Raw genomic sequence first — 10,218 nt, forward strand, 5'->3', positions numbered from 1 at the left:
GGTCAGTCGCTCCCGACGGCCAGCGCCCGCGCGGCTCGCCCGGGCAGGGTCGCCGACGCGCGCTCGAAGGAGTCGCCGGCGTCGCCGGTGCGATACAGTCCCTCGTCGTGCAGCGCCCAGATCTCTCCGGACTCCCGCCCGCTCGCGAGGACCGCTCGGTAGGTGCCCTCGCCGGTGGGGATCCCCCGGTCGTCGAGCCGCTCGAGGCGGGGCCCCGAGGCGGAGTCGACGCCCGGAGTCCGGCGATACAGGTACGCCTCGCCGCGGCGGTGCGCCGCGCCCGCGCCCGACGCCGCGCTCACGAGGACGGTCTCCGGGTCGCCGGGGTCGACGGCGATCCCCCACACGTAGCCGTGGGCGAGCCCAGCGTCGACGGCGCGCCACGTCTGCCCCCGATCGCGGCTCTCCGCGAACCCGTCGCCCGCGGCCGCGTAGACCCGGTCGGGCGCGTCCGGGTGCGTCGCGAGCGCGTGGTTGTCGCGCCGGGAGCCCTCGGGCCGGTCGATCCACGTCTCCCCGCCGTCCGGCGTGACGAGGAGCGCGCCCGCCTCGACGCCCACGAACCACCGCTCCGGGTCCGCCGGGCAGGGCTCGATCCACCGGACGTGGTGGGTGTCCGGACGCGGCGGGAACGACCACTCGGACGCCGACGGGACGTCGGTCAGTCCCGCTATCGGCTCGACCGTCTCCCCGCCGTCGGTCGAGCGGTAGACCCGCGAGGGCTCCGTTCCGATCCAGACGACCGAGGGGTCGTGCGGGCTCGCCGCGACCGCGGTGACCGCGTCCGGGCCCGAGCCGCCGGGTCCGAGCGTCTCGGCGGCGACCCGGTCGAACGTCTCGCCGCCGTCGACGGAGCGGAACAGCCCGGCGTCGAACGTCCCGGCGAACACGCGGGCGCGGGCGGCCGCGGGCCGGGCCCCGTCGCTCCGCTCGGCGCCGGGAGCGATCAAGAGGCACTCGACCGCGCGGTCCGCCAGCCGCTCGTCGACCGCCCCCGTCTCGGGGTCGACGACTCTGAGCCCGTCGTCGTAGGCCGCGTAGACGCGTGTGCGCATGGTACGGAGTTCGACGCGTCGCGACAAAAGCCTTCGACGGGCGCAAGAGACTTACCCGGCGCTGCCGTGTGAACGGTAAGCATGGATCTCCGCGTGCAGGGTGACGTTCCCCCCGACCCGTTTCTCGGCGCCGCCGACCTGTTCGAGACCGAGTGCTCGCTGGCCGACCCCGTCCACGTGAAGGTGCGCGAGGACCCCGACGAGCGGACGTGGGCCGGTCACTACGACGGCTACCACGTCCTCAACGTCTCGAAGCGCGCCGCCACCAGCGCGATGGCCCGCGAGCTGGCCGTCCACGAGCTCTCGCACATGGCCCGCTACGAGGAGGGCCACGCCTCTCACGTCCAGTCGACCGAGGAGGCGCTGTACTTGGGCCTCGCCGGGGAGAAAGTGGAGCGCCGCAAGCTCGCGCACTGCTACCAAATCGCGAACCACATGAAAGACATCTACGCCGACGACATCACCCTCTCCGTCGCGCCCGCGGACAAGCTCCTCGGCTTCCTGGAGTCCACCCTCGCGGCGGCGGTGGCCGACCGCCCGGCCGTCTCGCGGGACGGCTCGCCGCCCGTGACGGCCGGCGCCGACCCGGAGATCACCGCGGTCAACGCCGCGTTCGCGCTCGCGCTCATCGAGCGCCACGGCATCGCCGGCCCGGACCACCGGATCTACGACCTCGCGCGCGCCGCCGGCAGCGACACCGATTCGGTCGACGTCGACGCGTTCAAGCAGCGGTTCCTCGCGCTCGGTCCCGACCCCACCGAGAGCGACTACCGCAAGGCGCTCGTCGGCGCCGCGCGGGCGTACGCGGTGTGAGAGCGCGGGGAAGGGTTGAGGGCGACGGTTCAAACGGGGTACGAGCGACTGGGGACGATCATTTATAAATGAACAGTGCGGTCGGCGCGTGCCTGCGAGGCCGCCTCGCGGCCGAGGAGCACGCGCGAGGGAGTCGCTGGCGCCGTCGGCGCCAGCGACGAGGCTGGGGAGGCGCGAGGTGCGGTTGCGGTGCGGTCGGGTGGGACTCAAAGGGGCAGCCGTGAGGGGCGCGGAGGCGACGCAAGCACCGCAGAGAGCGAGTGAAACGAGCGACTGAGGAGCGCAGCGAGCGTCCGCGCCCCTCACGGCTGGGGCTTTGGAGCCGTTCGCCGGAGGTCTGGTTTCAACCGCGTACGGCCGAGCGGCTGGGACCTCACGGATGTACTACGCGCCGCTGGCGACGACGGTTATTTATAAATCGACACGGTGTCGGCGAATCCTCTCCGCGTCACTGACGAAAACGTCCGTATAAACCGCCTACGCCGCGTCGTCGGTCGGCGTCTCGGTCTCGCCGACCTCCCTGTCTCCGCTCCCGTCGTCGACGTCGAGAACCGTTACGCGCGCCGACATGATCCGGGTGTTGTCCACGCGCTCGATGCGGATCCGGACCCCGTCGAACTCGATCTCCTCGCCCTCCTCGACGAGCCGGCCGGCGCGGTTGAACACGAAGCCGGCGAGCGTCTCGAACTCCTCGCCCTCGGGGAGGTCGATGCCGAGGATCTCGTTGACCTCGTCGATGTTCACCTCGCCCTGGACGACGGCGACGTTCTCCTCGAGGAACTCGACGGGCGCCTCCTCGTCGCCCTCCAGGATCTCCCCGACGATCTCCTCGACCATGTCCTCTAAAGTGATGATCCCCTCGGTGGTGCCGAACTCGTCGATGACGGTGACCATCTGGAGGCGGTTCTCCTGCATCTCCGCGAGCAGCTCGTCGGCGTTCTTCGACTCGGGGACGTGCAGCGTCGGCTTGACGACCCGCGCCAGCGAGGGCTCGCCCTCGGAGTAGCGCAGCTCGCGGACCAGGTCTCGGACGGTCACCACGCCGATGATGTTGTCGAGGTTCCCCTCGTAGACGGGGACGCGCTCGTGGTCGGCCTGGATACACGTCTCGATCGCCTCCTCGACCGACTGCTCTTTGGCGACCGCGGTGACGTCGAGGCGAGGCGTCATCACCTCCTTGGCGATGGTGTTGTTGAACCGGAAGATCCGGTCGAGCATCTCGCGCTCCTCCTCCTCGATGACCCCCTCGCGCTCGCCCGTCTCGATGATGTCTTGGATCTCGTCGCGGGTGACGTACGTCGACTCGATCGCCGCGGAGCCCCCGATGACGCTGTTGACGCCCTTCACGATGTAGTCGAACAACACCACCAGCGGGTACAGCGCGTACTCCGAGGCCTTCAGCGGGCGGGCGATCCGGAGCGCCCACGACTCGGTGTTCTCGACGGCGTACGACTTGGGCGCGCTCTCGCCGAAGATCAGCACCAGCGTCGTGATCCCGAACGTCGTCGCCAGGACCGACTCGCCCCGCGAGAGGAAGAATCCGAACAGCGCGGTCGCGATGGAGGTCATCGCGACGTTGACGATGTTGTTGCCGACGAGGATCGTCACCAGCAGGCGGTGCGGGTTCTCCTTCATCTCCTGGATCGTCTTCGCGCCCGTGACGCCCTCGTCGACGAGGCTGTCGACGCGGTGCTGCGGCAGGGAGAACATCGCGATTTCCGATGAGGAGAAGAACGCGGACAGACCGACCAGCACAGCGATCGCGAGGACGCCGAGGGCGATCACGGTGTTATCCCCCGGCGTCGGCAGCTGTAGCAGATCGGCCGTCAGCGTGCTCGGCGGCAAGCCCATGTTCATTCGTCTTCCGTCGGCGGATGGTTAAAGGATTACTTTCGGCGACCCGGGCCGGCGGACGATCCGGCGGATCACCGGCGGAACGAACGGACGAATCGGCGCATCACCGGCGGAACGAACGGACGACTCGACCGATCGCCGGCGGAACGGAGGGCCGATCCGCGGAGCGTGCCGCGGCCGACACGATTACACGTCCCGCGGCCGAATCGAGTGCCATGACGGAGCCACAGATCACCCTGTACAGACTGCAGGCGTGCCCGTACTGCGAGCGCGTCGTCCGGACCCTGAGCCGGTTCGGACTGGAGTACGAGTCCCGGTACGTCGAGCCGATGCACTCGGAGCGGAACGCGGTCAAGCGCGTCTCCGGGGCCCGGAGCGTCCCGGCGATCGTCGACCGCGAGACCGGCGTGACGATGTCCGAGAGCGCGAACATCGTCGAGTACCTAGAGGGTACGTACGGCGAGGGAGGTTCCTGAGATGCCCGATTTCGACGTCGTCTCTCTCCCCGAGACGGAGCACGTCGCCGAGGGCGACGTGGCGCCCGACTTCACTCGCCCCCTCGTGAACGAGGAGTACTGGGAGGACGCCGCGCTCGACGACGCCGTCGACGGGCCGACGCTTCTCGTCTTTCACCCGATGGACGGCGCCTTCCAGGCGACGTACCTGTACAACACGATCGACGACCACGGGTGGGCCGACGACCTCGACGTCCTCGGCCTCTCGATCTCGTCGCCGTACGCCCACAAGCGCCTGCTCGCCGAGCGCGGCGAGGGCGTCCGGATCTTCTCGGACCCGAGCGCGGGCGTGATCGAGGAGTACGGTCTCGCCCACGACATCGACGGGATGACCGGGGTCACCGAGACGCGGCCCGCCGTGTTCCTCCTCGACGGCGACCGCGCCGTCGAGTACGCGTGGGTCGCGAGCGAACACCCCGAGTTCCCCGACGCCGAGGAGATCGACGACGCGGTCGGCCGACTCGTCGACTGAGGCCGCCGTCGGCGCCGACGCGGTTCGCGTGCGACCGCGCCGTCGACACACGCCATCCTTTTTTAAACTGCGACCGAATGAGCGCGTATGACGGACGACGCCGACGACCGGGAGCCTCGCTCGGGGTCCGAGCCCGACCCCGGACGCGACGCAGTGAGCCGGCGGGAGGACGTGCGGCGTGCGGCCGCGGCGGTCGCCGACGGCGAGCTCGTCGTCTACCCCACGGAGACGGTGTACGGGCTCGGCGGGGACGCGCTCGATCCGGACGCGGTCGAACGCGTCTTCGACCTGAAGCGTCGCGACCGGTCGAACCCGCTCTCACTGGGCGTCGCGAGCGTCGACGACGCGCTCCGATACGCCCGCCCCACGGAGTTCGCGGTCGCGTTCGCCCGGGCGTTCCTCCCCGGTCCCGTGACGGTCGTCGTCGAGCGCGACGACGCGGTCCCCGACGCGCTCACCGCCGGCAGCGACCGGGTCGGGGTCCGGGTCCCCGACCAGCCGGTCGCGAGGGCGCTCCTCCGCGAGACCGGACCACTCACCGCGACGAGCGCGAACGTCTCCGGGACCGGGAGCGTCACGCGCCCCGACGACCTCGACGACCGGATCCTCGAGGGCGTCGGCGCGGTGATCGACGACGGCGAGGCGCCCGGCACGGAGAGCACCGTCGTCGACCCGGCGGCGGGGACGATCCACCGCCGCGGCGCGATGGCGGGCGCGATCGAGGCGTGGCTGGCGGACCCGCCGGTCTGAGCGGGCGGGTTCGCACCGGAAACAGAGCGTCGAAAAAACGGAACCGCGACGGATTCAGACCGCGAGATCGCCTTTTTCGCTCAGAACCTCGACCTCCGCCGCGTCGACCGCGTCGACGTCGAGCCAGTGGGGGACGTACTCCCGCTTGTCGTACGCCTCGCGCTCGTCCTCGGTCCCAACCGTACACCAGAGCTGGGGCTCGTCCGGGCCGTGCCAGCCGCCCTGAACGTTGATACCGAAACAGACCAGCTCCTCGCCCTCGTACTCGATCACCGCGTCCCGCCGGATCCCGGGGTCGCCGCGAATGATGAGGTGTTGCATACTCCGTCGTTTGCGGGTTCCGTGCTTAATCGCTTCGATACGGTCGATCGACCGCGGGAACGCGCCGCGACCGCGGGCGGTCGGGCGCCGGACGGCGACGCCGTCAGCCGGAGTAGTAGTACTCGCCTTCGCGCTTCTGCTTGCTGTCGAGCTGCGAGCCCGGCTTGTTGATCCGGGGGCGCCCGGTGCGCTCGTCGCGGCGGAAGGTGATGTCGAGGTCGGCGAGGAACTCGTTCATCCCGTCGCGCATGTCCTGCGGGGGCGCGGCGCGGCCGCGCTGGGCCGGCTCGCCGTCGAACACCATCAGGCGGTCGGCCAGCAGGTCAATCATGTAGATGTCGTGGTCGATCACCATCACGGTCGCGTCGTGGTTCTCGGCGTACCGGCGGATCGCCGTCGTCGCGCGGACGCGCTGCTCGACGTCGAGGTGCGCGGAGGGCTCGTCGAGCAGGTACAGATCGGCGTCCTCGGAGAGGCACGCCGCGATGGCGACGCGTTGGCGCTCCCCGCCCGACAGGTCCGCGAGGTTCTGCTCCATGATCCGCTCCAGCTGGAGCGGCTGGGCGACCTCCGTGTTCCAGTAGGAGGAGCCGAAGTCGTCGGTGATCGACGAGAGGAAGGCGTCGACGCGCATCGGCTGATCGATCTCGATGTACTGCGGCTTGTACGCGATGTCGAGCGCGAAGTCGAGCGACCCCTCGTCCGGCTCCAGCGAGCCCGCGAACAGCTTCGCGAGCGTCGACTTCCCGATCCCGTTCGGGCCGACGACGCCGAGCACTTCCGACTGGTTGATCTCGCCGCCCTCGACGTGCAGTTCGAACTCGCCGTCGCCGTACGACTTCGAGATATCGGGGTACTCGATCAGCGTCTCGCTGCGCGAGGCGACGCGGGGGGCGTGCTCCTCGAAGGTGATCGCGGAGGGTCGGATCCGCATGTTCTCGTTGTCGAGGTACCCCTTCAGGTACTCGTTGATCCCGTTGCGGACCGACTTGGGGTCGGTGATGACACCGTACGCGCCCGGTTCACCGTAGGCGACGTGGAGGGTGTCGGCGAGGAGGTCGAGGATCGCGAGGTCGTGTTCGACCACGAGCATCGAGCGGTCGGCGGCGGCGTCGTCCGCCAGCTCGCGGATGAGCCGGGCGACGATCATCCGCTGGCCGATGTCGAGGTACGGCGTGATCTCGTCGAGGAAGTAGAAGTCGGCGTCGCGGGCCAGACACGCCGCGATGGCGACGCGCTGGAGCTCCCCGCCGGAGATGGAATCGATGTCCTGGTCCATCACCGGAGCGATGTTGAGCCGGTCGATCAGCTCGTCGAGCGCCCCGCGCTCGTCGGTGCGCTCCAGCAGCTCGCGGGTGTTGCCGTCGAACTGCTTGGGGATCTGGTCGACGTACTGCGGCTTGCGGGAGACGCTCACGTCGCCCTCCTTCAGCGACTTGAGGTAGTTCTGGAGCCCCGTGCCGCGGAACCGGTCGAGCACGCGGTCCCAGTCGGCCTCCGTCTCGTGGTCGCCGAGGTTCGGGATCATCTCGCCGGCGAGCCCGTGGACCGCGGTCGACTTCCCGATCCCGTTCGGCCCGAGGATGCCGGTGACGTTGCCCGGTTCGGGGGTCGGAAGCCCGTACAGCGAGAAGGCGTTCTCGCCGTAGCGGTGGACCGGTTCCTCGTCGAGCTCTGAGGGGAGATTGATGATCTCGATCGCGTCGAACGGGCACTTCTCGACGCAGATACCGCAGGTCTCGCCGAGGCAGATCTCCTCGGAGATGTGGATCTGGTCCGGGTCGCCCTCGACTGTGTCCTCGCCGCGCTCGGTGATGCACTCCTTGCCCGTCCGGTTCGGCGGACAGTAGTTCGCGCACTCGTAGTTACACCGGTCGGGCTGGCACCGATCGAGGTCAACTACGGCGATGCTGTCGTCGGCCATCTTACGCCACCAGCTGGACGCCTGACGTCGCCAGCACGGTGTAGCTGATGAACCACAGCGTGAACGTCAGGAACGCCACGTAGAGGTTGTCTTTGACGCCGAAGTCGCCGACGCCGATAGCTTTGTACAGCGGGTACTGGGCGAGCACGAACGCGCCGAGGACCAACACGACCGTCGTGCTCTGGGCCGCGGCCACGGTCGTCCCCACGTAGGCGGCCGAGACGACGCCGGCGGCGATCCCCGCCAGACAGCAGATCGTCGTGACGACCACGCCCCGCGCGTGGCCGGAGATGCCCGAGTCGTCGCTCATACCAACGGATCCGCGAGCGCCCGTGAAAAGCCGTTCGTTCCACCCGTCGGACGCCGGGGACCGCGAGGGCAGAGGTCGGCCGTCAAGACGGGCGCGACACAGGCCCGAGTGAGAGCGCGCGCGAGCCGTATCGCTGACTGACTGGTCAGTCGAACAGGCATATAGCGGCCCATATTGCTGGTTGTCAACGAAACAACCAGCAATATTCTCTTACTTCGGCGGGAAAATACCCGAAATACACCCGTGGTCCATCAACATTTATGACGATGTGCGGTTTCGAATCGTAACGATGGAAGGAACCCAAACGGAGGGGCTCGACGACCTCCCGCCGAGCGCCAAGCTCGTGTTCAAGGTGCTCGAGTACAACGGCCCGCTGACGCAGAAAGGCATCGTACAGGAGTCGATGCTGTCGGCCCGGACCGTTCGGTACGCCCTCGAGCGGCTGGAGGGGATCGGGGTCGTCGACGAGGACGTCTACTTCGCGGACGCCAGACAGAACCTCTACAAGCTCACCGAGCCGGCCCAGGAGTTCACCGGCGAGGAGAGCGACGCCTCCTGTACCGCCGACTGAGACCGCGTCGCTGAGACCGTGCCGATCGGTCCGCGCCCGTCCGACCCGTCGATTCCACGGTCGTTCGCGTCGCTGAGCGATTTGCTCGTCGCTGCTCGCTCTCTCCTCACTCGGGCTCCGTCGACACCTCGCCGGCGCCTCGCGCCGCCTCGGCGATCGTGAGCGCGACGGCGACTAACAGCGCGAACGTCGCCGCAAGGACGAACGCCAAGAACAGGAACCAGACCTCCGGCCCGAACAGCGGGTACTCGCGCGTGTCGATCACGGGTCCGAGCAGCTCCAGCGTGCGGACGAGGTACAGGAGGAGCGCGAGGCCCGCGCCCGCGACGAGCCCGATCCGGACGTTCCGGTAGAACGCCAGCGACTCCAAGAGGACGAGCATCGGGGGCTTGGTCGAACTGTCGTCGGTCACGACGGTACGTAGCCGCCCGGCGCGCAAAGAGCCTCCGGAACCGCGCGGTGTCCCGCTCGCCCCATTGAGAACATCATGATCGAAAATCGACGTTTGAGAGCCTAAACACGTCAATACCAGCCATCAAGTGGGGGCGGAATAAAGCGGGGATATGGCCAAGGTCGTCCTGTCGTCGTTCGCGATGATCGACCCGGAGACGTACCGCGAGGTGCTCGGCGAGCGCGTCGACGAATCAGTCGAGATCGAGGTCGCCGACCTGGGGTCGGCGGAGCGGGTGAGCGACGCGGCGGCGGGCGCCGACGCGGTCGTCACCGACATCAACACGCCGGTCACCGCCGAGGCGCTCGCGGCGCTCGACCTCGAGGTGGTGGTCCGGTCGGCGGTCGGCGTCGACAACGTCGACGTCGGCGCCGCGGCCGACGAGGGCGTCACCGTCACCCGCGTCCCCGACTACTGCACCGACGAGGTGGCGACCCACTCCGTCTCGCTGCTTCTCGCCTGTCTTCGCTCGCTGAAGGCATACGACGACGATGTCGCCGCCGGCGGGTGGAGCTGGGAGACCGGCCGCCCGGTCCGACGCGTGAGCGCGTCGACGGTCGGACTGCTCTCGTTCGGCCCCATCGCCCGGCGCGCCGCCGAGCAGCTCGCCGGCTTCGACGCGACGCTGATCGCCCACGACCCGTTCGTGGACGCCGACGAAATGGCCGAGTACGGCGTCGAGAAGGTCGAGTTCGAGGCGCTGTTCGACCGCGCCGACCACGTCGGCGTCTACGCCCCCCTGACCGACGCGACTCGCGGGATCGTCGACGCCGACGCCCTCGCGCGGCTCGGCGAAGGCTCGGTCGTCGTCAACGTGAGCCGCGGCCCGGTCGTCGACGCCGACGCCCTCCTCGAGGCGCTGGAGTCCGGGACGATCAAGGGCGCCGGGCTCGACGTGCTCGCCGAGGAACCACCCGAGGACGACCCGCTCGTCGGTCGCGAGGACACCGTCGTCACGCCCCACGCGGCGTGGTACAGCGAGGACGCCAGAGACGACCTGAACCGGAGCGGCGCGGCCGACGTCGCCGCCGTCCTCAACGGCGAGACGCCGGCGGGGCGGGTCGACCCGGACGCCGACTGGCTGTAGGGAACCGGAGCTCGACGGGCGGAGGCGGGCTACAGCCGATCGAGGGCGTCGAAGTCGTCGCCGTCGTCGAAGTCGTCGCCGTCGTCGGCGTCGTC

Annotated in this window: 12 protein-coding genes; 6 read left to right on the forward strand and 6 right to left on the reverse strand. The window is 69.3% G+C overall.

Annotation, left to right across the window (positions count from 1 at the left end):
- Nucleotides 1-2: 2 nt before the first annotated feature.
- Nucleotides 3-1,055 carry a hypothetical protein gene (locus tag DJ81_RS17600; protein WP_094590871.1) on the reverse strand — a complete coding sequence of 351 codons (1,053 nt, stop codon included), beginning with the start codon at nucleotides 1,053-1,055 and terminating at the stop codon, nucleotides 3-5.
- Nucleotides 1,056-1,136: 81 nt separating this feature from the next.
- Between DJ81_RS17600 and DJ81_RS17605 the strand changes: the two genes are divergently transcribed.
- Nucleotides 1,137-1,868: a DUF5781 family protein gene (locus DJ81_RS17605; RefSeq protein WP_094557197.1), complete on the forward strand. Its 732-nt coding sequence runs from the start codon at nucleotides 1,137-1,139 to the stop codon at nucleotides 1,866-1,868.
- Between the two features lie 477 nt (nucleotides 1,869-2,345).
- Here DJ81_RS17605 and DJ81_RS17610 read toward each other — a convergent pair whose 3' ends face one another.
- A complete protein-coding gene (locus DJ81_RS17610) occupies nucleotides 2,346-3,719 on the reverse strand; it encodes a hemolysin family protein (protein ID WP_094525030.1) in 1,374 nt (457 codons plus the stop codon).
- Between the two features lie 218 nt (nucleotides 3,720-3,937).
- Between DJ81_RS17610 and DJ81_RS17615 the strand changes: the two genes are divergently transcribed.
- The 3 genes from DJ81_RS17615 to DJ81_RS17625 all read left to right on the forward strand — a co-directional run bounded on the left by DJ81_RS17615 (nucleotide 3,938) and on the right by DJ81_RS17625 (nucleotide 5,459).
- Nucleotides 3,938-4,198, forward strand: coding sequence for a glutaredoxin (locus DJ81_RS17615; protein WP_094590873.1), 261 nt, complete (start codon nucleotides 3,938-3,940; stop codon nucleotides 4,196-4,198).
- 1 nt (nucleotide 4,199) lies between these two features.
- The gene (locus DJ81_RS17620; protein WP_094527458.1) at nucleotides 4,200-4,709 is read left to right on the forward strand and encodes a redoxin domain-containing protein; all 510 of its coding nucleotides are present in this window, start codon (nucleotides 4,200-4,202) and stop codon (nucleotides 4,707-4,709) included.
- 87 nt (nucleotides 4,710-4,796) lie between these two features.
- Complete coding sequence (locus tag DJ81_RS17625) at nucleotides 4,797-5,459, forward strand: L-threonylcarbamoyladenylate synthase (protein WP_170938362.1); 663 nt, start codon at nucleotides 4,797-4,799, stop codon at nucleotides 5,457-5,459.
- Between the two features lie 54 nt (nucleotides 5,460-5,513).
- On the opposite strand, the gene DJ81_RS17630 is transcribed toward DJ81_RS17625, so the two are convergent.
- From DJ81_RS17630 to DJ81_RS17640, 3 genes are all read right to left on the reverse strand, one after another.
- Complete coding sequence (locus DJ81_RS17630) at nucleotides 5,514-5,780, reverse strand: HAH_0734 family protein (protein ID WP_094525875.1); 267 nt, start codon at nucleotides 5,778-5,780, stop codon at nucleotides 5,514-5,516.
- Between the two features lie 103 nt (nucleotides 5,781-5,883).
- The gene (locus DJ81_RS17635) at nucleotides 5,884-7,704 is read right to left on the reverse strand and encodes a ribosome biogenesis/translation initiation ATPase RLI (RefSeq protein WP_094590875.1); all 1,821 of its coding nucleotides are present in this window, start codon (nucleotides 7,702-7,704) and stop codon (nucleotides 5,884-5,886) included.
- A gap of 1 nt (nucleotide 7,705) precedes the next feature.
- The gene (locus DJ81_RS17640) at nucleotides 7,706-8,014 is read right to left on the reverse strand and encodes a hypothetical protein (RefSeq protein WP_094525873.1); all 309 of its coding nucleotides are present in this window, start codon (nucleotides 8,012-8,014) and stop codon (nucleotides 7,706-7,708) included.
- 289 nt (nucleotides 8,015-8,303) lie between these two features.
- Between DJ81_RS17640 and DJ81_RS17645 the strand changes: the two genes are divergently transcribed.
- Nucleotides 8,304-8,585 (forward strand): helix-turn-helix domain-containing protein, encoded by a 282-nt coding sequence (locus tag DJ81_RS17645; protein ID WP_094525872.1) that lies wholly within the window; start codon nucleotides 8,304-8,306, stop codon nucleotides 8,583-8,585.
- A gap of 106 nt (nucleotides 8,586-8,691) precedes the next feature.
- Here DJ81_RS17645 and DJ81_RS17650 read toward each other — a convergent pair whose 3' ends face one another.
- Entirely contained in the window at nucleotides 8,692-8,967 is a 276-nt protein-coding gene (locus tag DJ81_RS17650; protein ID WP_094527460.1) for a hypothetical protein, read from the reverse strand.
- A 181-nt stretch (nucleotides 8,968-9,148) separates the two neighbouring features.
- Here DJ81_RS17650 and DJ81_RS17655 point away from each other — a divergent pair, with 181 nt between their 5' ends.
- The gene (locus tag DJ81_RS17655) at nucleotides 9,149-10,123 is read left to right on the forward strand and encodes a C-terminal binding protein (protein ID WP_094527459.1); all 975 of its coding nucleotides are present in this window, start codon (nucleotides 9,149-9,151) and stop codon (nucleotides 10,121-10,123) included.
- The last annotated feature ends 95 nt before the right edge of the window (nucleotides 10,124-10,218 follow it).

The sequence above is a fragment of the Halorubrum sp. Hd13 genome, from assembly GCF_002252755.1.
Lineage (GTDB): Archaea > Halobacteriota > Halobacteria > Halobacteriales > Haloferacaceae > Halorubrum.